This window comes from Paucibacter sp. PLA-PC-4 (assembly GCF_026241155.1).
Taxonomy (GTDB): Bacteria; Pseudomonadota; Gammaproteobacteria; order Burkholderiales; family Burkholderiaceae_C; genus Roseateles_E.
This window is the reverse complement of the sequence record NZ_JAPFGP010000012.1, coordinates 140,702-164,644: the sequence shown is the minus strand read 5'-3', so window position 1 is coordinate 164,644 and position 23,943 is coordinate 140,702. Positions and strand designations below refer to the sequence as shown.

The 23,943-nt window shown below is 65.7% G+C and carries 25 protein-coding genes; 15 read left to right on the top strand and 10 right to left on the bottom strand.

All coding sequences use genetic code 11. The features are described from left to right. Positions 1–22 precede the first annotated feature (22 nt). The 6 genes from OOZ63_RS18875 (at position 23) to OOZ63_RS18850 (ending at position 5,232) form a co-directional block, all read left to right on the top strand. Entirely contained in the window at positions 23–331 is a 309-nt protein-coding gene (locus OOZ63_RS18875) for a YggL family protein (protein ID WP_266007137.1), read from the top strand. Between the two features lie 411 nt (positions 332–742). Beyond that, on the top strand, positions 743–1,450 hold the full coding sequence (locus OOZ63_RS18870) for a class I SAM-dependent methyltransferase (RefSeq protein WP_266007136.1): 708 nt from the start codon (positions 743–745) through the stop codon (positions 1,448–1,450). A 25-nt stretch (positions 1,451–1,475) separates the two neighbouring features. Continuing rightward, entirely contained in the window at positions 1,476–2,012 is a 537-nt protein-coding gene (locus tag OOZ63_RS18865) for a GrpB family protein (RefSeq protein WP_266007135.1), read from the top strand. Between the two features lie 177 nt (positions 2,013–2,189). Next, positions 2,190–2,699, top strand: a complete 510-nt coding sequence (locus OOZ63_RS18860; protein WP_266007134.1) for a GNAT family N-acetyltransferase — start codon at positions 2,190–2,192, stop codon at positions 2,697–2,699. Positions 2,700–2,767: 68 nt separating this feature from the next. After that, on the top strand, positions 2,768–3,712 hold the full coding sequence (locus OOZ63_RS18855; protein WP_266007181.1) for an ornithine cyclodeaminase family protein: 945 nt from the start codon (positions 2,768–2,770) through the stop codon (positions 3,710–3,712). Beyond that, entirely contained in the window at positions 3,709–5,232 is a 1,524-nt protein-coding gene (locus OOZ63_RS18850) for an MFS transporter (RefSeq protein WP_266007133.1), read from the top strand. The genes OOZ63_RS18855 and OOZ63_RS18850 overlap by 4 nt, the downstream gene beginning before the upstream one ends. Before the next feature lie 3 nt (positions 5,233–5,235). Here OOZ63_RS18850 and OOZ63_RS18845 read toward each other — a convergent pair whose 3' ends face one another. Genes OOZ63_RS18845 through OOZ63_RS18820 form a run of 6 tightly spaced genes read right to left on the bottom strand, consistent with a single transcriptional unit; the run spans position 5,236 to position 12,068 of the window. Further along, the gene (locus OOZ63_RS18845) at positions 5,236–5,598 is read right to left on the bottom strand and encodes a translation initiation factor Sui1 (RefSeq protein ID WP_266007132.1); all 363 of its coding nucleotides are present in this window, start codon (positions 5,596–5,598) and stop codon (positions 5,236–5,238) included. Then, positions 5,595–8,012, bottom strand: coding sequence for a DUF3772 domain-containing protein (locus OOZ63_RS18840; protein ID WP_266007131.1), 2,418 nt, complete (start codon positions 8,010–8,012; stop codon positions 5,595–5,597). The genes OOZ63_RS18845 and OOZ63_RS18840 overlap by 4 nt, the downstream gene beginning before the upstream one ends. Beyond that, positions 8,009–8,941 carry a tRNA dihydrouridine synthase gene (locus tag OOZ63_RS18835; RefSeq protein ID WP_266007180.1) on the bottom strand — a complete coding sequence of 311 codons (933 nt, stop codon included), beginning with the start codon at positions 8,939–8,941 and terminating at the stop codon, positions 8,009–8,011. The genes OOZ63_RS18840 and OOZ63_RS18835 overlap by 4 nt, the downstream gene beginning before the upstream one ends. A gap of 14 nt (positions 8,942–8,955) precedes the next feature. Then, the gene (locus OOZ63_RS18830; protein ID WP_416234760.1) at positions 8,956–9,390 is read right to left on the bottom strand and encodes a M48 family metallopeptidase; all 435 of its coding nucleotides are present in this window, start codon (positions 9,388–9,390) and stop codon (positions 8,956–8,958) included. A gap of 59 nt (positions 9,391–9,449) precedes the next feature. Beyond that, positions 9,450–11,321 (bottom strand): M3 family metallopeptidase, encoded by a 1,872-nt coding sequence (locus OOZ63_RS18825; protein ID WP_266007129.1) that lies wholly within the window; start codon positions 11,319–11,321, stop codon positions 9,450–9,452. Positions 11,322–11,354: 33 nt separating this feature from the next. After that, complete coding sequence (locus OOZ63_RS18820; RefSeq protein ID WP_266007128.1) at positions 11,355–12,068, bottom strand: DUF502 domain-containing protein; 714 nt, start codon at positions 12,066–12,068, stop codon at positions 11,355–11,357. A 37-nt stretch (positions 12,069–12,105) separates the two neighbouring features. On the opposite strand from OOZ63_RS18820, the gene OOZ63_RS18815 reads away from it, so the two are divergent. The 4 genes from OOZ63_RS18815 (at position 12,106) to OOZ63_RS18795 (ending at position 15,011) form a co-directional block, all read left to right on the top strand. Beyond that, positions 12,106–12,411 (top strand): 2Fe-2S iron-sulfur cluster-binding protein, encoded by a 306-nt coding sequence (locus OOZ63_RS18815; RefSeq protein ID WP_266007127.1) that lies wholly within the window; start codon positions 12,106–12,108, stop codon positions 12,409–12,411. A gap of 97 nt (positions 12,412–12,508) precedes the next feature. After that, positions 12,509–14,053 carry a methyl-accepting chemotaxis protein gene (locus OOZ63_RS29120; RefSeq protein WP_323055767.1) on the top strand — a complete coding sequence of 515 codons (1,545 nt, stop codon included), beginning with the start codon at positions 12,509–12,511 and terminating at the stop codon, positions 14,051–14,053. Between the two features lie 147 nt (positions 14,054–14,200). Beyond that, a complete protein-coding gene (locus OOZ63_RS18800) occupies positions 14,201–14,791 on the top strand; it encodes a lysophospholipid acyltransferase family protein (RefSeq protein ID WP_266007126.1) in 591 nt (196 codons plus the stop codon). Beyond that, positions 14,784–15,011, top strand: coding sequence for a VF530 family protein (locus tag OOZ63_RS18795; protein WP_266007125.1), 228 nt, complete (start codon positions 14,784–14,786; stop codon positions 15,009–15,011). The genes OOZ63_RS18800 and OOZ63_RS18795 overlap by 8 nt, the downstream gene beginning before the upstream one ends. Before the next feature lie 21 nt (positions 15,012–15,032). On the opposite strand, the gene minE is transcribed toward OOZ63_RS18795, so the two are convergent. The 3 genes from minE to minC all read right to left on the bottom strand — a co-directional run bounded on the left by minE (position 15,033) and on the right by minC (position 17,031). After that, entirely contained in the window at positions 15,033–15,296 is a 264-nt protein-coding gene (gene minE, locus OOZ63_RS18790) for a cell division topological specificity factor MinE (protein WP_266007124.1), read from the bottom strand. A gap of 11 nt (positions 15,297–15,307) precedes the next feature. Beyond that, the gene (gene minD / locus OOZ63_RS18785; protein ID WP_137943243.1) at positions 15,308–16,123 is read right to left on the bottom strand and encodes a septum site-determining protein MinD; all 816 of its coding nucleotides are present in this window, start codon (positions 16,121–16,123) and stop codon (positions 15,308–15,310) included. A 68-nt stretch (positions 16,124–16,191) separates the two neighbouring features. Continuing rightward, positions 16,192–17,031 (bottom strand): septum site-determining protein MinC, encoded by an 840-nt coding sequence (gene minC / locus OOZ63_RS18780; RefSeq protein WP_416234756.1) that lies wholly within the window; start codon positions 17,029–17,031, stop codon positions 16,192–16,194. A gap of 904 nt (positions 17,032–17,935) precedes the next feature. On the opposite strand from minC, the gene OOZ63_RS18775 reads away from it, so the two are divergent. From OOZ63_RS18775 to OOZ63_RS18755, 5 genes are all read left to right on the top strand, one after another. Then, a complete protein-coding gene (locus OOZ63_RS18775; RefSeq protein WP_266007122.1) occupies positions 17,936–18,127 on the top strand; it encodes a hypothetical protein in 192 nt (63 codons plus the stop codon). A 118-nt stretch (positions 18,128–18,245) separates the two neighbouring features. Then, a complete protein-coding gene (gene metG, locus OOZ63_RS18770; RefSeq protein WP_266007121.1) occupies positions 18,246–20,300 on the top strand; it encodes a methionine--tRNA ligase in 2,055 nt (684 codons plus the stop codon). A 24-nt stretch (positions 20,301–20,324) separates the two neighbouring features. Then, positions 20,325–21,989, top strand: a complete 1,665-nt coding sequence (locus tag OOZ63_RS18765) for a SulP family inorganic anion transporter (protein ID WP_266007119.1) — start codon at positions 20,325–20,327, stop codon at positions 21,987–21,989. Between the two features lie 33 nt (positions 21,990–22,022). Next, the gene (locus tag OOZ63_RS18760) at positions 22,023–22,226 is read left to right on the top strand and encodes a DUF3460 family protein (RefSeq protein WP_266007118.1); all 204 of its coding nucleotides are present in this window, start codon (positions 22,023–22,025) and stop codon (positions 22,224–22,226) included. 26 nt (positions 22,227–22,252) lie between these two features. Continuing rightward, entirely contained in the window at positions 22,253–23,146 is an 894-nt protein-coding gene (locus OOZ63_RS18755) for a segregation and condensation protein A (protein ID WP_416234755.1), read from the top strand. On the opposite strand, the gene OOZ63_RS18750 is transcribed toward OOZ63_RS18755, so the two are convergent. Continuing rightward, a complete protein-coding gene (locus tag OOZ63_RS18750) occupies positions 23,137–23,871 on the bottom strand; it encodes a response regulator (protein ID WP_266007117.1) in 735 nt (244 codons plus the stop codon). The two genes, OOZ63_RS18755 and OOZ63_RS18750, sit on opposite strands and share 10 nt — an antisense overlap. Between the last annotated feature and the right edge of the window lie 72 nt (positions 23,872–23,943).

Here is a 23,943-nt window from a genome sequence, read left to right as displayed (position 1 = left end):
CCGACAACGCAGCCGGCGCCAGATGAAGAAGCTGCGCCTTTGCGAGTTTCGCGAGCTGGGTTTCGAGTTGTCCGCCACCTTGCATCGGGAACTCGATGAGGCTGAGCAAGATGCGTTTGTGGACGCCCTGATCGACATGATTGAAGCACGCGGCCTGTGTTGGGGCGGCGGCATCACGGGCGGATATGTGTGCCGGCTGGCCCGCAGATCGGCCACCGAAGATGACCGCGCGGCGGTTGCGGCCTGGTTCAGGGCAAGCCCTGAAGTGTCGGAGATAACGGCGGGCCCGCTGCACGACTGCTGGCATGCTGGCCCGCAGTACGCGATCTAAGCGATGCCGAGCTGCAGACCGGTCCATAGCGACCCTGCTCTGGATCGATAGCGGCCCCACAGGGCTGGTCGGCAGTCTGTGCCTGCTGTTGAGCGAGTGCTTCAGCGCTTTGCACGCCTGCCGCAGGAGCTGCTGCAGTTGATTCGCAGAATGGCTTGGCTGGGCTAGGGCCAAACGATCAGGGTGGGGAGCCCAGGCGCCATGTGCACCTGCCGCCTGCAGAGCTGAGCGCCGAGCTCCCTCCAATGGGGGAACAAGCACATACCCTAGGGACGCCGGGCCACCCAGCCTCGAAAATCACAGGGTGTCGACCCGTCGATCCTTCGGAGCCTGGACGGCGAGGGGTATCGCCTTGGCCTGATGCCCTGATCTCCTCGTCGAGACCGTATTCGCCAAGCACCGGGCCACTGCATGCACCCCCATCTCCATCAAGACCTCGCCGCCCTCGACGCGCTGCTGGCCGACCGGCACAGCGCCTGGTGGGATGGTTTCTACGCCGACCGGGCCAGGCCGGTGCCCTTCTTCGGCAGCGCGCCGGATGAATGTCTGCATGAATGGCTCACAGAGAGCCTGATCACACCGAACGGCGCGGCGCTGGATCTGGGCTGCGGCAATGGGCGCAATGCCGTCTTGCTGGCACGCTCTGGCTTCGCCGAGGTCACGGCGGTCGATTATTCGCAGGCGGCGATTGCCTGGGCTGCTCAGCGCGCCAGCGAGGCCGGTGTCAGCCTGCGGCTGCAGCAGGCTTCGGTCTTCGATCTGGAGCTTGCACCCGGCGGCTACGATCTGGTCTATGACTCGGGTCTGTTCCATCACCTGCCGCCGCATCGCCGGGACAGCTATCTGCAGCTGGTCGCCACGACCCTCAAACCGGGCGGCCGCTTCGGCATGGTGTGCTTTCGGCCCGAGGGCGGCAGCGGCCTGTCGGATGCCGAGGTCTACGAGCGCCGCAGCCTGGGCGGCGGGCTCGGCTATAGCGAGCCCGCGCTGCGCGAGATCTGGGACGGCAGTGCGTTGTTTCGCATCCGCCAGCTGCGTCAGATGAAGCCGCAGCGACCGGCCGAGACCGGGCTGTTCGGCGAGAACTTTTTGTGGGCCATGCTGGCGCAGAGGCAATGAGCAACGACCTGCGGGAGAGGGACCTGTGACCGACGATGAATCGCTGCAACAGGCCATTGATGAGGCGGTCAGCCTGCGGCCCTACGACCGAAACTGGCCCGTGCTTTTCGAAGCCGAGCGGCAGCGACTGCTGGCATTGTTTCCCGGTTGGCTGCTGGATATTCAGCACTTCGGCAGTACCGCCGTCGAGGGCATGGCCGCCAAACCCATCATCGACATGCTGGCCGGTGTGGCATCGATGGCCGTGGCCGACTCGCTCGTCGACCCGCTGACCCGCAGCGGCTACACGACCTCGGCCGAGTTCAACGCCACGCTGCCGGATCGCCGCTGGCTGATGCGGCACGCGCAGGGCCGCCGAACCCATCACCTGCATCTCGTGGTCCTCGGCGAAGCCGTCTGGCGCCAGCGCCTGCACTTTCGGGATGCGCTGCGGGCCGACCCGAAGCTCGCGGATCGCTACCTCGCGCTGAAGAGCCGGCTGGCGCTGCAGCATGCGCAGGACAGGGAGCTGTACACCCAGGCAAAGACCGCGTTCGTGGCCGCCGTCTCCAGTGATGTATGAGCAAAGCTCCAGCATCGAAAAACCAGCCACACAACGCCGCCATGATGATCACCCACGCCGCCCTGCCCCTCACGGAAGCGCTGACCACCCGCCCCACCGGCCTCCATCAAGAAGCGGTCTAAGGCCGCAGCCAACAGCCGTTCTGAGCCCGACTCTATGAGAACCCTGGAGACTCCCATGCTGCGCCTGGAGCCGCAGGTCCAGGCCCATGCGCCCGAGATGTTTGCGCTGCTGTGCGACCCGGCCATCTACGCGCACGAGAATGCGCCGCCGAGCTCGCTGGCCTGGCTGAGCGAGCGATTTGCCTGGCTGGAGAGCCGGCAGTCGGCGGACGGCCAGGAGCTGTGGCTCAACTGGGTGATACGTCTGCTACCCGGCGAGGAGCTGGCCGGCTATGTGCAGGCCAGCGTCTACCCCGATGGCCGCGCCGCCATCGCCTATGAAATGGCCAGCCGCTTCTGGGGCCGTGGCCTGGCCCACGCGGCGGTCAGCCTGATGCTGGACGAGCTGGCCGGGCATTACCGGGTGCGGCTGCTGACGGCCGTGCTGAAGAAGACCAATTTCCGCTCGCTGCGCCTGCTGCAGCGCCTGGGCTTCGAGCCCGCCGATGCGGACCTGGGCGCGCTGTGCGGTGTTGAGCCGGACGAATGGGCGATGTGCCGCCCTGCGCCCAGCGCTTCGCGCTGAGGTCCGGCTGCTGACAAATCCAGGCGGGGCCGGGGCGAGAATGCGCCGGCAACCGCAGGATGATGATGATCCAGATTTTTGACGCCGATGCCACCCGCCGCCCCCTGGCTTTCCCGCCGCTGATGGCAGCGCTGGAGCGCCTCTTCATCAGCGGCTGCGAGGTGCCGCCCCGCCACGTGCACAGCATCGGCGGCGCTCAAGGTCAGGACTTGCTCACCACGCTGATCATGCCGGCCTGGCTGCCGGGCCGCTACCTGGGCATCAAGACCGTCAACATCGCGCCGGGCAACACGGCGCTGGGTCTGCCCGGCCTGTTCTCCAGCTATCTGCTGTTTGATGCCACCACCGGCCAGCCGCTGGCCAGCATGGCGGGCGACGAGATCACCTCGCGCCGCACCGCCGCCGCCTCGGCGCTGGCGGCGTCGCGGCTGGCCCTGCCGGATGCGCGCAGCCTGCTGGTGCTCGGCGCCGGCCGGGTGGCCGCGCTGCTGCCCGAGGCCTATCGCGCCGCGCTGCCCACCATCGAGCGGGTGCGGGTCTGGACGCGTCGGCCCGAGGCGGCGGCGGCATTGGCCGGGCAGCTCGGCGCGGATACCGACGTCGACATTGAGGCGGTGACGGACCTGGCCCGCGCGGTGGCCGAGGCCGACATCGTCAGTTGCGCCACCCTCGCCACCGAGCCGCTGATACGCGGCGAATGGCTGCGCCCCGGCAGCCATCTGGACCTGATCGGCAGCTTCACCCCGGCCATGCGCGAGGCCGACGACGCCTGCTTCGCCGGCGCCTCGCTGTGGGTGGACACCGACGAGGCGCTGCGCAAGAGCGGCGATCTGCTGCGCCCACTGGCCAGCGGCGTCATCAGCCCCGACCATGTGCGCGGCGACCTGGCCGCGCTGTGCCGGCTGCGCAGCGGCCGCACCAGCGCCAGCGAACGCACGGTGTTCAAGTCCGTCGGCAGCGCGCTGGAAGACCTGGCCGCCGCCATGCTGGTGTATGAACAAGCCGCACGATGAACCACACCCTCGATACCGCCCCCCTCAAAGCCGGCCGCCGCGAATGGACCGGCCTGGCCGTGATCGCCCTGCCCTGCCTGGTCTACTCGATGGACCTGACGGTGCTGAACCTGGCTCTGCCCGCGCTCAGCACCGAGCTCAAACCCTCGGCCTCCGAGCTGCTGTGGATCGTCGACATCTACGGCTTCATGGTGGCGGGCTTTCTGATCACCATGGGCACCCTGGGCGACCGCATCGGCCGGCGCAAGCTGCTCTTGATCGGCGCGGCAGCCTTCGGTCTGGCCTCCATCATCGCGGCCTTCTCGAACAGCACCGCAATGCTGATCGCGATGCGGGCCCTGCTGGGTGTGGCCGGCGCGACGCTGGCGCCATCGACGATGTCGCTGATACGCAATATGTTCCACGACCCGCACGAGCGCCAGTTCGCGATCGGCATCTGGATCGCCAGCTTCTCGGTCGGTGCGGCCATCGGGCCGCTGGTGGGCGGTGTGCTGCTGCAGTTCTTCTGGTGGGGCTCGGTGTTTCTCGTCGCGGTACCGGTGATGATGCTGCTCTTGATGCTCGGCCCCAGCCTGCTGCCCGAATACCGTGACCCGAACGCCGGGCCGCTGGACCTGCTCAGCGCGGCCCAGTCGCTGCTAGCCGCGCTGAGCTTGGTGCTGGCGTTGAAGTGGACGGCCGAGCACGGTCCCGACTGGCCGGCAGCCGCGTTACTGCTGGTCGGTCTGTCCATTGCCTGGGCCTTTGTGCGGCGCCAGCGCCGACTCAGCTACCCGCTGCTTGACCTGAAGCTGTTCGCGCTGCCGCGCTTTTCGGCTGCGATCACGGCTTACGGCCTGTCCTGCCTGGCGATGATGGGGGTCTATATCTTCATCACCCAGTATCTGCAACTGGTGCTGGGCCTGGCGCCGCTGCAAGCCGGCCTAGCCACGCTGCCCTGGGCCCTGTCCTTCGTCGCCGGCTCGCTGCTGGCGCCGCGGCTGGCCCGGCGCTGGCCGCCGGTGGCCGTGGTGGTGTGGGGCTTGGTGGTCGCGGCGCTGGGCTTCGGCATGGTCAGCCTTGCCAGCGGCGGCTTGCTCTGGCTGGTGCCGGGCACCGTCGTGATGAGCCTGGGGCTAGCGCCGGTCTTCACGATAGGCAATGAAATGATCATCAGCTCGGCTCCGCCGGAGCGGGCCGGCGCGGCCTCGGCGATCTCGGAAACGGTCTCGGAGTTCAGTGCCGCGCTCGGCGTGGCAGTATTCGGCAGCCTGGGCGGCCTCTACTACCGGGCCCAGCTCTCGAATGCGCTGCCGGCCGGCTTGTCGGCCCGCGACGGTGAGGCCAGCCTGGCCACCCTGGGCGGCGCCATCGCGGCGGCCGAGGCCCTATCCAGCCAGCACGGCGGCCAGGCCGGCCAGCAGCTGCTGGGTGCGGCCCGGGCCGTCTTCACCGAGTCGCTGCAGCTCAGCGCGGCAGCCGGCGCGCTGCTGGTGCTGGCGGCCAGCGTGCTGGCGGCGCGCATCTTCAGGGGCCGATAGCGCTCAGCCGCCCGCCTTTTTGACCTTGTGGCCGGCCTGCGTGAGCCGGGCCATCACGGTCTCGAGATGGTCGCCCTGGATCTCGATGACACCGTCCTTGACCGTGCCGCCGGAGCCGCAACTGGCTTTGAGCTGCTTGGCCAGCGCGGTCAGCCCGGCCTCGTCCATCGCCAGGCCCTTGATCAGGGTCACACCCTTGCCTTTGCGGCCCTTGGTCTCGCGTGAGACGCGCACGATGCCGTCGCCGGCGGGAATCGGCTTGGTCTTGCTGCAGCGACAGTCGGCGGCGGCCTGCCGGCAGTTGGGGCAGGTGCGGCCGCTGTCGGTGGAATACACCAGACGGCTGTTGCTCGAAGAAGTACTCATGGGTGTTGCTTGGGAGGCAGTTCGGAAGGCGGGAGTTCGGGCGGCGGGGCCTCGCGCAGCACCAGGCCCGGCGCCTGCCACAGCGGCACCTCTGCCTCGCGCAGGTCTTGCAGCACTCGGAACAGCAAGGCGCTGCGCACCCCGTAGCTCTGGCGCGGCGAGGCGACGAATCCGGTGGCGTTGAAAACCAGCTGGCCCTTGTCGATGCCGTCGAGCTGAACATTGGGCGCTGGCGTTTCCATCACATCGTCGTGCGCTTCGAAAGCGCGACGCAGGATCTCGCTGACCTTGGCGGTGTCGCAGTCCAGTGGCATCGGCAGCTTGATCTGCACCAGGCCGACCGGGTTTTGATGCGTCACGTTGCGCACGATCTTGGTGATGAACTCGGAGTTCGGAACGATCACAGTCGAACGGTCGCCCATCTGGATCTCGGTGGCGCGCACATTGATGCGGCGGATGTCGCCCTCGAAGCCAGGCCCCGGCCCGCCCAGCACCACCCAGTCGCCAACTTTGACGGGCCGCTCGGCCAAAAGGATCAAGCCGGAGACGAAGTTGGACACCACGGCCTGCAGGCCGAAGCCTATGCCCACCGACAGCGCGCTGGCGATCCAGGCCACCTTTTCCAGTTCCAGGCCGATAGCGGACAGCCCCAGGCCGATGGCCACCACGGTGCCCAAAAAGCTCAGCAAGGTAGTGACCGAGCTGCGCATGCCGGCATCCAACGAGGTGGTGGGCAAGAAACGCTCGCTGAGCCAGGACTTCAGCGCCCGCAACGCCAGCAAGGCCAGCAGGAAGACCAGCAGCGACTGCAGCAGCGCGGTGGGCTTGAGCTGAAGCTCACCCACGGCAATACCCTCGCGCAGTTGGTCGGTGCGCTGCAAGAGATCGGCCGGACTTTCGCCGAACGGCGCCAATATCAGCACCAGCACCAGCAGCCAGATTGTCAGCCGCAGCGCACCGGAGCCCAGCACGACGGCCTGGTTGCGCAGCGCACGTCCGGGCCGGGGCCGGATCTCGCCCAAGGACTCGTCGTCGATCAGCCAGGTGGTGGTGGCATCGTCGATCAGCAAGCTCAGCAAATAAGCGCTCAGCGCCAGCACCGCGATCCAGGTGATCTGGCGCACGACGAAGCTGCCCAGCGCGACATAGCCCACCACGATGCCCAGCAAGGCCATCACCAAAATGCCCCAGACGGCCACCAGGCTCAGCGTCAGCCAGGTCGGTCGCGCGTCATCGGTCGCCTGCTTGGCATCATTGTCGGCCTCGACTTGGGCCATTGCGAGGCGGCGCAGCTGCTCGCCGCGATGCACGGTGCGCACCAGCACCGCACCCAGGGCCAGCGCGTAAGCGCCATTGACCGCCACCTCGATGGCCAGACTCAGCGACAGGCCGCCGGTCAGGCGCTGCATGAACCAGCCGACGAAGGTGACCGCGCCGATCAGGGTCGGGTACCAGCGCAGGCCCAAAGCCACCGAGTCGGGCAGCGGCAACAGGCGCCAAGAGGGCCGGCGCGGCGTCAGCAGCGCGTGGCCCAGGCCCGCGATATAGGCAGCAAAACATACCGCGCCGACACTGCTGGCCAACAGCGTGCGCAGCGGGTCTGCGTCGGCCAGGCTCTCACTCAGCCCCAGAGCCAACGCATAGGCAGCAACCCCTGGCACCAGCATGGCCAGCAGGGTCTGCAGCACCGCGTAAAGCGAGCGCCGCACCCGGCCCGGCGGCGTGCGCTGCGAAGCCAGCTCGGTCAGCCAGCGGCCCAGCCAAACCCGCAGCGCCAGCGCCGCCAGCAGCATGCCCGCCAGTGCCAGCCAGCGCGCACCCGAGCTGCTCGCGATTGCGTCGCTCAAGCGCTGCTTGAACTGCTGCAGCCGCGCGGTATCGCGCGTCAGACCGCTGCGTAAATCGTTCCAGAAACTCGGCGCCAGGACCGAGTCGGTGCGCTCGAACAGCTCGGCCCGAAAGCGCGCCCGCCGCTGCCCGCCGACCTCGTCGGACAACTGCTCGCTCTCCAGCGCCAGCAGCCGCGCCAGCTTCATCCGGGTGTCCAGCAGCTCGCTGCCTTTCTTCAGCGCACGGCGCTGTTCGGCCACGTCGCCGGCCTCGCTGCCCTCCGCCGGCACCGGCCCGAGTTCAGCCAGTCGGGCCTGCGCGCTGTCGAACTGCGGCGCCTGCTCCAGGGCAATCGCCTCGGCACGCTGTTGCAACGCCAGCAGCTGGCGGCGAAAGTCCGCCAGCTCCGCATCGCCCAGCGGCTTGCCGTCCCGCTGATCGCCACCGAGTCGCTTGCGGATCTGCTCAAGCTGGGTGCGCGCGCTGTCCAGCGAGGCATCAGTGTCGAGCGGGTCCTGGGCAGAGGCGGCGGCCGCGATCAGCAGCAGCCAGACCAGCAGCAGTCTGTGAAGGGCAAATCTCATGCGGCCTCTTTGATCGGCGTCCAGCCGAAGAACTCTTGCTCCAGCAGCCCGGGCTCGTTGATCGTGCGCACCCGCCAGTAGGCCTGCTCGGCCTCGGGGTAGCGGCGCTTCAGATAGTTCAGCCATTGTTTGAGCCGGCCGGCCTGATGGCGAGTCTCGACATGGCGGCGCACCTGAGCCCAGAACATTTCCATGAGCACAAGCAGCTGAGCCCAGGGCAGCGGCGCCGCTGCAGCGCCTCTGATCGCCAGTGCCAGCCCCGGATCGGCGACCATGCCCCGGCCCACCATCAAATCCTCGCACTGCGACTGGGCGCGGCAGTTCTCGGCGTCGGCCGCGGTCCAGATCTCGCCATTGGCGATCACCGGCACCTGGACCGCGGCACGCACCGCCGCGATGCGGTCCCAATACGCTGGCGGCTTGTAACCATCTGCCTTCGTGCGGGCATGGATTACCAGCTCCTCGGCGCCAGACTCGACCATGGCAAGCGCGCAATCCAGCGTCTTCGAATCGTCAAGATAGCCCAGCCGCATCTTGGCCGAGACCGGCAAATGGGCCGGCACGGCGCGGCGTACCGCGCCGACGATACGGGCGATCAGCTCAGGCTCGTCCAGCAACACCGCGCCGCCGCGATGGCGGTTCACGCATTTGGCCGGGCAGCCAAAGTTCAGATCGATGCCCTCGGGGCCTAGCGCCGCCAGCTTGGCAGCGTTCTCGGCCATGCAGACCGGATCGGAGCCCAGGAGCTGCGGTCGCACCGGCACACCGGCGGCGGTCCGGCTGCCATTGAGCAGCTCGGGCACGATGCGCGTGAAAACGCGGTTGGGCATCAGCATGTCGGTGATGCGGATGAACTCGGAAACGCAGCGGTCGATGCCGCCGACGCGGGTCAGCGCGTCCCTGAGCATGTGATCGAGCAATCCCTCCATCGGCGCAAGAAGAATCACTGGACCAACTCCTGATTGGTCAGCCACAAGCGCAGATCGAACTCCAGCTGCCCGTAGTTCGGCTCCATATGCTGGCACAGCGAATAGAACGCCTTGTTGTGCTCCAGCTCCTTGATATGGGCCAGCTCGTGGACGACGATCATGCGCAGGAACTCGGCCGGGGCTTCGCGAAACAGCGTGGCGATGCGGATCTCGCGGCGCGTCTTGAGCTTGGCGCCCTGCACGTTTTGCGCGCGGGTATGGGTGCCCAGCGCGTGCTGGATGATCTTGAGCTTGGCGTCGTAGCAGACCTTGTTCAGCGGTTCAGCATTGCGCATGAAGCGCTGCTTCAAATCCTGGGTGTAATCGAACAAGGCCTTGTCGCTGCGCACCTCGTGCGTGTCGGTGTAGCGGCGCTGCAGATACTCGCTGAGCTTGCCAGCGTCGATCATGCCCTGCACCTGGGCCTGCAGCTCGACCGGATAACCAGCCAGGTACTTCAGCGAAGGGCTCACGGCAGCGCGGGCCTCACATAATGCTCGCCGACCCAGCGCTCGAAGCGCTCGCACATCGCGTCCTCACCCTGGCTGCTGTCGGCCAGCAGTTCGGCGCCATGGACGATGCGTATCGTCGCGTCCAGCGCCGGCAGGCCGGCCGCCGGTTCACCCCGCGCGCTGGCCGCAGCCATGGCCTGCTGCGCGCTGGCCCAGGCCTCGTCGACCGACTCGTTGCAGGCCTGGGCCAGATAGCGCGCCGAGAAACCCTCGCCGGTCAGGCGGCGCAAGGTGGCGTCGTGGTCGATGCTGTTGCCAGGCGCCCAGTAGTGCTCGGCCAATGCAGGACCGATGGCCGGGTTGTCGGCCAGATAGCCATGCTCGCGCAGGAAATGGGCGCGAGTCTGGTAGACCGCCATATGGGCCAGCAGATAGCCCTGGTAGGAAGCGGCCGATTCCTGGTTGAGCAGATGCGGAATCGCCAGCAGCGGCCGAGGGCCGGCGGCCACGCCCTGGATGCGCAGCTCGGTCGCGCGGGCCAGCGCCAGCACAGACTCGGCCGTCAGCGCGGCATCGTCCATCGCATAAAGCGCGGCCTCGAAATAGGGCACGACGGCGATCGCGCGTTCATCAAAGGCCCGCATCGGCTGCTGGCTCGCGATGCGCTCGCGGATCAACGCATCGGGGATGGCCTCGCCGGCAGCATTGCGTGCATAGCGCTTGAGCCAGTCGGCATCGTTCAAGAGGCTGTCGCAAAACATCGACTGCGTCTCGGCGTAGGCCATTGAGGTCGGTGCGAACTCCTGCGAGAAGCAGGGCGAGTTCTGCACCACATTGGCGAAGTGCGCGGCATGGCCGCCCTCGTGAAACAAGGTGTTGATCGCACGCAGGCCGCTGCCAACCTGGTCAGGCTTGGCCTCGGCGGTGAAATTGATCTGGCCGGCCACCCAGCTTCCTGACTCGTCGACATACGCCGGGATCGGGCCATGGCAGAAGCCGTTTTGGTACTTACCCTCGCGCGCCAGCAGGTCCAGCTGCATCGTGGCGCCGCGATAGCTGATGCCCAGGCGCCGAAAGCTCTGCACCCAGCGGCGCAGTGCCGGGCCAAAGGGCATGTACTCGTCCATGCGACGTACGACATCGCCGCCGCTGAAGTAGCGCAGGTTCCAGGACAGCAGCGCCGCTTCGCCATGCGAGGCGACCAGGCCCGCAAGGGCCCGGTCATTGGCGGCTTGGGTGCGGTCGACAAAGTCGTTGAGGATCTCGAACAAGGCAGCCGGCGTCATACGCTCGTTTTTGCGCAGCTTCAGCTCGAAATAGTTGGCAAAGCCCAGCGTGCGCGCGAAGCGGTTACGCAGCCGCACCAGGTCCAGAAAGCCCTTGTCCAGCACCCAGCGCTCGATCTCGCCATAGGCCTCGTAGGCGCTGCGGCGCCCGGCCTCGCTGGGGTTGGTGGCCATATTGGTGGCCAGCATCGACAACGTGGCCACCTCACGCTCGCCGCGTTCGTTCAGATGGGTGGGCGCGAGTTCTTTATTCTTTGCGAACAGCGCGGCCTCGGCCGCGATCAGCTCGCGCATCAAGGCCTGGCCCTCGGCCTTGTCGACGATATGCGCCTCAAAAAGCGCCAGCCAGCCCTGCAGCCCATGCAGCAGCGCGTCGCGTACTGGCCCGGCCGGCTCGGCCTGCACGGCGGCCAGATGAGCGCGCGTTGCGGCTAGCCGCGCCGGGTCGGAGATGAAGTCCTTGTAACGCGCCTCGGCAGCCGCGAAGCCGGCGTGGTCCTCGCTGGTGGCCATATAGGTGGACCAGAATAGGTCTTCCTTGGTCTTGTGGACCCGCAGGTAGTCGCGATTGAGCGCGTCGAAGAACTCTTGGGCTTGCATCATGGGAAGCTCTTGTGGAGACAGCCCCGTATTGTCTCAGGCATCCACCGTGGCCACGGGCTTGGCCGCCGCCTTCGCGCCCAGCACCTCGGAGCTGGTGACCCCCATCGAGACATAGAGGCTGGTCAGCCCGTCCATGCCGATCTCCGCAGGCCGCACCCATTCGGTGGGCAAGAACAGCAGGCCGCCGCCGACCGGCACCGGCGCTGTCGGCACGATCACCGCGACATAGGCGACCCCGTCGATCAGCACCGGCTCGGGATTGGACAGAAGGCCCAGCACCAAGGCCCCGCCTCCAGGCTTGACCCCGCCGAAATGGCACCACACCGGCGCCATCGAGCGCACGCCGGCCTCGTCGCGCTTGGACAGCATCTCTATCATGCGCTTGAGCAGGTCATAGACCGTGCTGATGACCGGGATGCGCGCGATCAACGCCTCGATGCCATCCTTCAGCCGGCGCTGCAACTGGGTCTCGACCACGAGGCCCAGCAGATAGATCAGCCCCATCGCCAGCGCCAGCCCCAGCACATAGGCCATGCCCTGGGACTCGATCAGGCCCAGGGTCAGCAATCCGATACCGTGGCCCAGCCAGCTGTCCGGACCGATAAAGCTCAGCAGCATCGATCCCACCCAGCCGATCAAGGCCAGCGTGGCCAGCAGCGGCAGCACGGTCAAGAAACCGGTGATAAAGGTGCGCAGCACGTGGCGGCGCGCTTCGGTAGCAAAAAATGTCTTCGGGGTTTCGTTCATGGCGCTGTGACTGTCGGGGAGCAGGCATCATGCCAGCATGACTGCTGCATTCCCCGTCGAGATCCGGCCGCAGGGCTGGCAATTCGATGCCCCGCCCGAACAAACCCTGCTGCTGGCCGCGCTGCAGATGGGCCTGCGCATGCCCCATTCCTGCCGCAACGGCAGCTGTCGGGCCTGCATCGCCCGCTTGCTGGACGGGCAGATCGACTACCGCATCGAGTGGCCCGGGCTGAGCCGCGAGGAGAAGGCCGAAGGTTGGATCCTGCCCTGCGTGGCCTGCGCGCGCAGCGCGCTGACGCTGGAGGCGCCGGGCACCATCAATCTGTTCGATGCCCCGCTGTAGCGCCGGACTGCACTCTGGTTAACCCCTAATTCCACCGATCGAAGCAGCGGCGACTGGGTCAGCATGGCGGTATTCCAACCCTGTCATTCGCCCTCCCATGTTCAAACTCAACAACTGGCGCCTGCGCACCCGCGTACTGGCCGGCTTTGCCCTGGTCATGTTACTGATGATGGTGGCCTCCACCGTCGGCATCGTGCGGGTCTCGATGCTGAACCAGCGCATCGAGCGTTTGGTCGAGGTCGATATGCAGGCACTGGACCTGTCGCGCCAATGGGCCGGCATGAGCGAGGGCAGCATCCAGCGTCGCATCGTGTCGATGGCGGTCGATGACGAGGTCTTCGTCAAGGCGCTGACGCGCCGCTCCAAGGAAGTGTCCGAGCGTATCGACAAAGTCCAGTCCGAGCTGGACAAGATCAGCAAGACGCCCGAGGCGGACCGGCTCACCGATGTGATCGGCGAGGCGCGCAAGAAGTATCAGGCCTCGCGCGAGGATCTGATGAAGCTGAAGAAGGCGGGCGAGAACATCCAGGCCCGTGTCGCTGCTGAATTGATCCCGGCGATGGAGACCTACCTGGCGGCCATCAACAGCTATGCCGACTACACCCGCGAGGTACTGCAGACCGCGCGCCGCGAGGCCGAGGCCGAAGCACAGACCACCCGCCAGTTGGTGACCGGCCTGATGCTGCTGGCCGTGCTGCTGGGCCTGGGCGTGGCCGTGGCCATCACCCGCTCGGTGACCGTGCCGCTGGCCCAGGCGCAGAGCCTGACCCGGGCCATCGCCGAGGGCGATCTGACCGCGAGCCCGCGTGCCGAGGGCCGCGACGAGCTGGCCGAGCTCAATGGCGCGCTCATCCACATGCAGGGCAGCCTGTCGACGACCATCACCGGTGTGCGCCGCGCGGCCGAGCAGGTGCGGCTGGCCTCCACCGAGATCGCCAGCGGCAATCTGGACCTGTCCAACCGCACCGAGCAGGCCGCCAGCAGCCTGGAGCAGACCGGCGCGGCGATGGCGCAGCTGGGCGAAGGCGTCAAGCTCAACGCCGAGGCGGCGCGCGAGGCCGACGGCCTGGCCAAGACGGCCTCGGACGTGGCCGGCCGGGGCGGCGCGATGGTCGAGCAGGTCATCAGCACGATGAGCGAGATCCAGCAGTCGTCCAGCAAGATCGCCGACATCATCGGCGTGATCGACGGCATCGCCTTCCAGACCAACATCCTCGCGCTGAACGCGGCGGTAGAAGCCGCCCGGGCCGGCGAGCAAGGGCGCGGCTTTGCCGTGGTGGCCAGCGAGGTGCGTGCGCTGGCGCAGCGCAGCGCCCAGGCGGCACGCGAGATCAAGACCTTGATCTCGGCCTCGGTCGAGCGCGTCGAGGGCGGCAGCCGCTTGGTCGGCGAGACCGGCAGCACCATGCGCGAGGTGGTCGACAGCGTCAAGCGCGTGACTGACATCATCGGCGAGATCTCCAGCTCCAGCGCCAACCAGGCACTGACCCTGTCCGAGATCGGTCAGGCAGTGCATCAGCTGGACCAGATGACGCAGCAAAACGCCGCCCTGGTCGAGCAGTCGGCCTCGGCGGCCGAGAGCCTGAAGGACCAGGCAGCGCAACTGGTGGACGCAGTAGCGAGTTTTCGGCTGCGCGCCTGAACTGTCCCTGTGAACTGTGGACAAGTCCGTGCACAGCCTGCGCACGCCGTCGCCAAGTGATTGATTTCACAGGCTTTGCGCTAGGCTGCTCAATAAAGGTGCACAGGCGTAGGACAATCGCCGGCTTTGCCGCCATCACGGCCCCTCATGCACCGCACGATCTTCACCACGCCTGTCGTTAACACCGCGCTACGCGCCCTGTCTTTGGCATGGCTGAAGCTGCGCGGCTGGAAGCTCTCCGGCGCGCTGCCGACCGAGCAGCCCAAGTGCGTGCTGATCGCCGCGCCGCACACCAGCAACTGGGACCTGCCCTACACACTGATGGTGGCGTTCGCGCTGCGCCTGAACATCTACTGGATGGGCAAGCAGCAGATTTTTCGCTGGCCGTTCGGCGGCCTGATGCGCTGGCTGGGCGGCATCGCGGTGAACCGCGAGCAGTCCAGCAATTTGGTGGCGGCCTCGGCCGAGGCGCTGCGCCGTGCCGACGGACCGGTGCAGCTGATCGTGCCTCCCGAGGGGACTCGCAGCAAGACACGCTACTGGAAGACCGGCTTTTACTGGATCGCCCACCAGGCCCAGGTGCCCATCGTGATGGCCTATATGGACTACCCGCGCAAGCTCAGCGGCCTCGGGCCGGTGTTCAAGCCCAGTGGCGATGTCGAGGCCGATATGCGCAAAATCAAGAATTACTACGCCCAGTTCAAGGGCAAGAACTGGCAGCAATTCGACCATGAGTGACCCCCTGCAAGGCAAGACCCTCGAGATGATCGTCACCGCGCTGGCCGACTATTTCGGTTGGCAGGAGCTCGGTGAGCGCATCGCGATTCGCTGCTTCCAGAGCGATCCGAGCGTGGCCTCCAGCTTGAAGTTTCTGCGCAAGACGCCCTGGGCGCGCGCCAAGGTCGAGAGTCTCTACCTCTTCATGCTGCGAGAGCAGGCCCGCCACCGGCAGGCCTGATAGCGTTTGAACAGCCTTGACTCAAACGCGATTCGGCTCGGGCAGCTCGATCTTCACTTCGAGCACTTCAAAATTGCCCTCGCGCTCCATATGCACTTTGATGTCGTCCGGATTGATGGAGACGTACTTGGAGATCACCGCGACCAGCTCACGCTGCAGCTGGGGCAGGTAGTCGGGGCTGGTGCTGCGACCATTGCGCTCATGTGCCAGGATCAGCTGCAGCCGCTCCTTGGCGACGCTGGCGGTGTTCTTTTTCTCACCGAGAAAGAAGGACAGAAATCCCATCGCGGCCTCCCTCACTTGCTGCCGAACAGGCGTTTGAAAAAGCCGGGCTTGACCGCCTCGATGAATCGCATCGGCTTGTCCTCGCCCAGAAAGCGCGCCACCACATCGGCATAGGCCTCGGCCACCTCGCTGCCCTTCATATGGATGGCGGGCAGACCTTGGTTGGAGGCCTGCAGCACCACTTCGGACTCGGGGATCACGCCGATCAGCGGCGTGCGCAGGATCTCGTGTATATCTTCCAGCGACAGCATCTGGCCGCCCTCGACGCGGCTGGGGTTATAGCGCGTGATCAGCAGATGCTCCTTGATCGGCTCCTTGCCCTCGATCGCGCGCTTGGTCTTGCTGTTGAGCATGCCCAGGATGCGGTCGGAGTCACGCACCGAGGACACCTCGGGATTGGTCACGACCAGCGCCTCGTCGGCGAAGTGCATGGCCATCAGCGCGCCGGTCTCGATACCGGCCGGCGAGTCGCAGATGATGTAGTCGAACTCCATCGCCTTGAGCTCTTCGAGCACGCGCTCGACGCCCTCCTGCTTCAGCGCGTCCTTGTCGCGCGTTTGCGAGGCCGCAAGGATGAACAGCTTGTCGAGCTGCTTGTCCTTGATCAGCGCCTGGCTCAGCTTGATCTCGTCATTGATGACATTGATCAGGTCATAGACCACGCGGCGCTCGCAACCCATGATCAGATCGAGATTGCGCAGGCCCACGTCAAAATCGATCACCACCGTCTTGTAGCCACGCAGGGCCAGGCCAGTTGCAAAGCTGGCGCTGGTGGTGGTCTTGCCGACACCACCCTTGCCGGAAGTCACTACGACGATCTTGCTCATCGATTCAAGTCCTTTTCAATATTCAAAAGGGTCAGGTCTTGCCTGGCCCGGGAAATTTTCAACATGCGTCACAGCTTCAGCGGCTCCATCACCAGCTTCTCACCCTCCAGCCGGATCTGCGCCGGCTTAGCGAACACGGTGTCGGGCAGCGGGTTCTCGGTGGTCCGGTAGATGCCGGCGATCGCGATCAGCTCTGCCTCCATGCTGGCGGCGAAGATGCGCGCGTCGGTATTGCCACGCGCGCCGGCGATGGCCTTGCCGCGCAGCGGCGCATAGACATGGATATGGCCGTCGGCGATCACTTCGGCGCCATGGTTGACCAGGGCCAGCACGACCAGATCGCCACCCTTGGCGTAGACCTGTTGGCCGGAGCGCAGCGGCTTGTCGATCACCAAGGTCTTGACCGCGTCGCCAGGTACCTCGCGGACCACCTCGTGCACGATCTCGCGCACCACTTCCTGCACCACTGTCTCGACCCGCGCCTCGGGGCGGGGCGCCACCGGCTCCGGCTCCGGCGCCTCGGCCAGTCCCAGGGAAAGCGCGCGCGCCAGCAAGCTCGGGCCGGCGCCGACCACGGCCACCGGCTGCATGCGGTACTCACGCAGCAAGGCCAGTAGGGCGGGCAGATCGATAGGGGGCTCGGCATCCAGGCTCAGTTGCGCCTGGCCCGGCTCGTTGCCGGGCTCGATCTGCTGCAACTGCGAGAAATCGATCAGCAGCGGATCATGATTGAACACCTCGGGCGTGCCCCCCAGGCGCTGGCGCAATTCGGCCGACAGCTGCGTCAGATCGCCAGTCTTGAGCACCAGCGTGAGAAGACTCAGCGACGCACTCTTGAGTTCAAACACCTCATGGGCCCTGGACGCAGGTTTGCCGGCTTTGTTGTTTCCCTCTAGTGCCTGGACCATGAGCAGTGGCTATCTCGTGCAAAAGCCGTGATTTTAGCGGGAGGCGGAGCAGGCCTCTTTCGGGGCACACCCGCAGCCTGCCTAAAAAGCAGGCACAGCAAGAACAAGACTGGCAAATCAAGCACTTAGCCCGACTATCGAAGCGGTGTTCACAAACTTGTCCACATCAGCGGTGGACAGAGCGAGGACGATTTCAACATCAGGGCTTGACTTATCCCCAAACACTCAGCCCCTCGCGGCGTGCTGCCGGATGCCGGCACGCATGCTGCACTGCATCTGCGCGTTTCCCCGAAATCGCGCTAAGTCGTTGATTCATATAGAGCCGTATCGCCTGCTCAAAAAACCGGCAAGCCAAGCGCAAGCGCGGCATATCAAGGGTTTAGCGCCGCTGCACCGATGTTCTCCACAAAGTTATCCACAGAAGAAGTGGATAGCTTCACCAAGCCTTACAAATCAAGACCTTAAGCGCGATCTTTGATGTCGAATTGAGCTTTTGGTCCTAACTGGAATGTCATATATCGTCAACGAGCCGTGCCTGGGGCGACAGTCCGGTGACCAAGGCCATGGCCTGTGCTGAAGACCAGAAAAATATTGGCAAGCCCTTGACTTATCCCCAATTGTTGCGACTGCGTGACAGCCGCGCGCATTGGGGCACGCGCCGGCAAACAGCGCAGCCAAGCCGGGCCAAGTCCTTGATTTGAATACGATGCTGGGCCGCGGCGATCAATAGCAGCGACCAGGCTTCACCAGCAAATTCAAGCACTTAGCGAAAACGGCCCAGCTTGCCCACAAAGTTATCCACATGGCTGGCGCGAGCCCCGCAGTACCGGGCGCGATGGGGATCGGCGCTGCGGTTACAGTGGCGACTGGGCTTGCATGTCGCAAGCCACCGAAGGAGTCGGCCTTGGCAACACCCAATTACTCATACGAAAAACGGCAACGCGAGCTGGCAAAGAAACGCAAGAACGAAGAAAAGCGCCAGCGCAAACTCAGCGGTGGCGGCCAAGGCGGCCAGGATGAGCCCGATGCGGGTGGCACCGACGCTCCCGCGGCACCCGCAGACGGCGAGGCCGCCGCAGAGCCCAACAAGGGCTGACCTGGTATTGGCCGCAGGCCGCGCTCAGCCGCGCGGCGCCGGCACCTAAAATCTCGCTCCAGCATGGCAGCCGTCATGCGACGCCGGCCCTGTTTCCCTCTGCCCGAATTTGCCCGCCATGACCCGCAAGCTCTTCGTCACCACCGCCCTGCCCTACGCGAACGCCAACTTCCACATTGGCCACATCATGGAATACACCCAGGCCGATATCTGGGTGCGCTTCCAGCGCATGCGCGGGCAGGAGGTGCATTTCGTCGGCGCGGACGACGCCCATGGCGCGCCCATCATGATTGCCGCCGAGAAGGCCGGCAAGACGCCGCAACAGTTCGTGGCCGACATCGCGGCCGGCCGCAAGACCTATCTGGACGGCTTTCACATCAGCTTCGACAACTGGCACTCGACCGATGGCCCGGAGAACCACGAACTCTCCAAGGAAATCTACAAGGCCTTGCGCGCCAATGAGCTGATCTCGGTAAAGACCATCGAGCAGTTCTTCGACCCCGAGAAGTCCATGTTCCTGCCAGACCGCTTCATCAAGGGCGAGTGCCCCAAGTGCGGCGCCAAGGACCAGTACGGCGACTCCTGCGAGGTCTGCGGCGCGGTCTACACTCCCACTGAGCTGAAGAACCCGTTCTCGGTGCTGACCGGCGCGACGCCGGTGATGAAGAGCTCGGAGCACTACTTTTTCCGATTGAGTGATCAGCGCTGCATCGAGTTCCTGGAGCAATGGACCCAGACCCCGGGCCGGCTGCAAAGCGAGGTGCTCAACAAGATCAAGGAATGGTTCACCAAGGATGACGAGGGCAAGGGCGGCCTGGGCGACTGGGACATCAGTCGCGACGCGCCTTACTTCGGTATCGAGATACCCGATGCGCCGGGCAAGTATTTCTATGTGTGGCTGGACGCGCCGATCGGCTACCTGGCCTCGCTGAAGAACTACTTCGGCAAGCTCGGCCGCGACTTCGACACCTTCATGGCCGACGATTCGGTCGAGCAGATCCATTTCATCGGCAAGGACATCACCTATTTCCACACGCTGTTCTGGCCGGCGATGCTGCATTTCAGCGGCCGCAAGACGCCCAACCATGTCTATGTGCACGGCTTCCTGACCGTCAACAACGGTGAGAAGATGAGCAAGAGCCGCGGCACCGGCCTGGATCCGCTGAAGTACCTGAACCTGGGGATGAATGCCGAGTGGCTGCGCTACTACCTGGCCGCCAAACTCAACGCCAAGGTCGAGGACGTGGACTTCAATCCCGAGGACTTCGTCGCCCGCGTCAACAGCGATCTGGTGGGCAAGTACATCAATATCGCCAGCCGTGCCGCCGGCTTCCTGTCCAAGCGCTTTGGCGGACATCTGTCGGCCGATCTGGGCGTCGAGGGCCGCACGCTGCTGGACACGCTGCGCGCCCATGCCGACACCATCGCCGAGCTCTATGAAGAGCGCGAACTCGGCAAGGCGCTGCGCGAGATCATGCTGCTGGCCGACAAGGTCAACGAGTACGTGGACCAAAACAAGCCCTGGGAGTTGGCCAAGAAGGAAGGCGCCGATGCCGTGCTGCAGGATGTCTGCAGCGTCTGCATCGAGGCCTTCCGCCTGCTGACCATCTATCTGAAGCCGGTGCTGCCGGCCCTGGCCGCCAAGGTCGAGACCTTCCTGAAGGTAGAGCCGATGCAGTTCGCCGACAGCGCCCGCGCGCTCGGTGCCCACCAGATCGGCGCTTACGAACACCTGATGCAGCGAGTCGACCCCAAGCTGCTGGAAGCCCTGTTCGAAGCACCCGCCCCTGTCGAAGCAGCCAAGGTCGTGCCCGGTGGTGAAGACCTGGCCGGCGAGATCAAGATCGACGATTTCACCAAGGTCGACCTGCGCATCGCAAGAATCGTCAAGGCCGAGCATGTCGAGGGTTCGGACAAGCTATTGCGCCTGACGCTGGATGTCGGCGAGGGCCGCCTGCGCAACGTCTTCTCGGGCATCAAGAGCGCGTACAAGCCCGAAGACCTCGAAGGCAAGCTGACCGTGATGGTCGCCAACCTGGCCCCGCGCAAGATGAAGTTCGGCATCAGCGAAGGCATGGTGCTGGCCGCCAGCCACGCCGACGAGAAAACCAATCCCGGCATCTTCGTGCTGGAGCCCTTCCCCGGCGCCCAACCCGGCATGCGGGTGCGCTGAAACACGGGCGGCTGACATCACACGATGCCGCCGCTGCACCGCTTTCACCCCCGCGCATTGAGCGCGCTGCGCGGCTACAGCCGCCAGCGCTTCATCGCCGATCTCGGCGCCGGCATCACGGTGGGCATCGTCGCGCTGCCGCTGGCCATCGCCTTCGCGATCGCCTCGGGCGTCAAGCCCGAGCAGGGCCTGGTCACTGCCATCATCGCGGGCTTTCTGATCTCGGCGCTGGGCGGATCCAACGTGCAGATCGGCGGGCCGGCAGGTGCTTTCATCGTGATCGTCTACGGCATCGTGCAGCGCTACGGCCTGGCCAATCTGCTGATCGCCACCGTGCTGGCCGGCGGCCTGCTGGTGCTGATGGGCATGCTGCGCCTGGGCGCGTTGGTGCGCTACATCCCTGTGTCCATCGTGATCGGCTTCACCAACGGCATCGCGGTACTCATCGCGCTGTCGCAGCTCAAGGACCTGCTCGGGCTGGACATCGCGCAGATGCCCGCCGACTTCTTCGGCCAGCTCGACACAATGAGCCGTCATCTGCACAGTTTCAACCCCTGGGCCTTGCTGCTGGGCCTGGGCTGCATGGGCGTGGTGCTGTTGTGGCCCAAGACCTACCAGATGCAGCGCGGCCACGGCCCCTGGCGCCAGCGCGTGCACCGGGTGATGGCTCAGCTGCCGGGCACGGTGATCGCGCTGGTCGGCGCGACGCTGCTGGCGCAGGGCCTGAGCCTGCCGCTGGAGACCATAGGCAGTCGATTTGGTGGCATCCCGCAAAGCCTGCCCGGCTTTGAACTGCCCGAGTTCAGCTGGAGCAGCGCCAAGCAGCTTTTCATCCCCACCTTGACCATTGCCCTGCTCGGCGCGATCGAGTCGCTGCTGTGCGCCCGGGTGGCCGACAATATGACGGCTCTGCCCCGCCACGACCCGAACCAGGAGCTGATGGCCCAGGGTGTAGCCAATATGGTTGTGCCCTTTTTCGGCGGCATCCCGGCCACAGGCACGATCGCCCGCACCGTCACCAATGTGCGCGCAGGGGGCAGCAGCCCGGTCTCCGGCATGGTGCACGCCGCCACCTTGCTGGTCATCGTGCTGGCGGCTGCGCCACTGGCCGAGTACGTGCCGCTGGCGGCGCTGGCCGGCATTCTGCTGGTGGTGGCCTGGAATATGGGCGAGTGGCATGAATTTGCGCGGCTGCGCCGCTTCAGCCTGCCCTACCGCACCATCCTGCTCGGCACCTTTGTGCTGACCGTGGTGTTCGATCTGACGGTGGCTGTCGAGGTCGGTCTGGTGCTGGCCTGCCTGTTCTTCATCTACAGGATGAGCACGCTGTTTCGCGTCGAGCCGCTGCCCAGCGAGATCGCCGGCACCCAGCTGATGCGGGTCTACGGCGCGCTGTTCTTCGGCGCGGTCGGCAAGGTCGAAGGTCTGGCCGAAACCCTGCCGGCCGGCTGCCACACCCTGGTGCTGGACCTGCATCAGTTGATCTCGATCGACACCTCGGGGCTGGACGCGCTGGTACAGCTGCAGCGCATGCTGGCACGGCAGGGCCAGCGCCTGGTGCTCTGTGGCCTCAACGAGCAGCCTGCCAGCTTGATTGCGCGCGGCGGACTGGCCGAGGCACTGGGGCCGGACGGCATTCATGCCGATTTGACCGCCTGGCGTGGCGCTTGCCGGCAAGCGGGCCTGTAAAATCGCCGTTTTTGCAGCCGATTGCGCCACGCCATGCCCCTGTTCTGGAAGCCATACAAGTCCGAAGTCAGCAGCTTCATCGATGAGCTGAAGGCCAAGAAGCCGACGCTGGAACAAGAACAGCGCGCCGGCCGTGCCCTGCTGTGGGATAAACCGGTGGACCGCCAGGCCCAGGCCGAATTCCGCGCCGCCAAGATCGCCCAGCAGCCTTACGTCTACCAGACCAAGGGCGACTGAAACCCCGCCCGTCTAGGAGCGCCGGCTTGAGCGACGCGCCGCTGCCCCCACTGCCGGCCGAGCCGGCCGCCGCCGCGACGCCGCTGACGGTGGATGGCGTCGCCGTGGCCCGCCTCTACGGCGAGCCGCTGTTCCAGATGCCGCTGGACCTCTACATCCCGCCGGATGCGCTGGAGGTCTTTCTCGAGGCCTTCCAGGGGCCGCTGGACCTGCTGCTGTACCTGATCAGGCGGCAAAACTTCAACATCCTCGACATCCCGCTGGCCGACGTGACGCGCCAGTACCTCAGCTACGTCGACCAGTTGCGCAAGAGCAATCTGGAGCTGGCCAGCGAATACCTGTTGATGGCGGCGATGCTGATCGAGATCAAGTCGCGCATGCTCTTGCCGCCCAAAAAGACCGAGGACGGGGCCGAGCCCGAAGACCCGCGCGCCGAGCTGGTGAGGCGGCTGCTGGAGTACGAGCGCATCAAGCTCGCCGCCGCCCAGTTGGACGCGCTACCGGTGCTGGGGCGCGACTTCCTGCGTGCGCAGGTCCATATCGAGCAGTCACTGCAGCCGCGCTTTCCCGATGTCGAGCCCAATGACCTGCGCGACGCCTGGCTGGACATCCTCAAGCGGGCCAAGCTGAACCAGCATCACCGCATCACCCGCGAGCAGCTGTCTGTGCGCGAACACATGAGCATCGTGCTGCGCCGACTGCAGGGCCAGCGCTTCGTCGAATTCGAGCAGCTGTTCGAGCTCAGCCGCGGACCGCAGGTGCTGGTCGTGACCTTCATCGCGCTGCTGGAGTTGGCGCGCGAGCGCCTGCTGGAGATCACCCAGGCTGAGGCCTTCGCCCCCATCTATGTGCGCCTGGCCTATTCACCGAGCCTGGCCGAACCGCTGCCCGAGCCAGTGTTCGAGACCGATCAGGCCTGAGCGGCGCGCCAGGTTGAAAAATGCGCTTCGGGCTGGCGCTGCATCATCTGCCCCACCGCCAGCACCGCCTGGGTGCGTGAGCTGACGCCCAAGGCCTTCAGAACGGCGGCCACATGGTCCTTGATCGTTTCGACCGAGACGCCCAGCTCGCGGGCGATGATCTTGTTGGGCTTGCCTTGCAGCAACAGGGCCAGCACATCGGTCTGGCGCGGCGTCAGCGAAAGCGCTTCAAGCCCGCCGGTGGTCTGGTAGGCCGAATCGCTGGCGGCCTGCTGGATCTGCTGCATGCGCTGCTGGGCCGGCGCCGGCTCGGCGGTGGACGACACCTCGTTGCCCAAGCTCATCGGCGGCACATAGATGCCACCGGACATCACCAGGCGCAGGGCCTGCGACAGCATCTCGGTGCTACTGCGCTTGGGCACAAAGCCCATCGCGCCCTGGTCGATCGATCGGATGACATCGCTGGCGCGGTCCGAGGCCGAGATCACCACCACCGGCAGGGCCGGGTAGGCGCCGCGGAATTCCTCCAGCAGATCGAAGCCGCTGGCGTCGCCCAGTTGCAGGTCCAGCAGCACCAGATCGAAATCAATTTGTTGCTTCAGCGTCAACCGGGCAGCGGCAGCGCTGTCGGCGCCGACCACCTGAACATCGTCACCCAAACCTTCGATGACGGTCTGTAGGGCCGACAGGATCAGCGGGTGATCATCAATGAGCAGTACTTTCATGCTCGGCCCTTTCTTCTCGATGCCTCAAACTTGGCGAAATGCTTAGCGATATGCATGGTCTTGGGCCTGGAT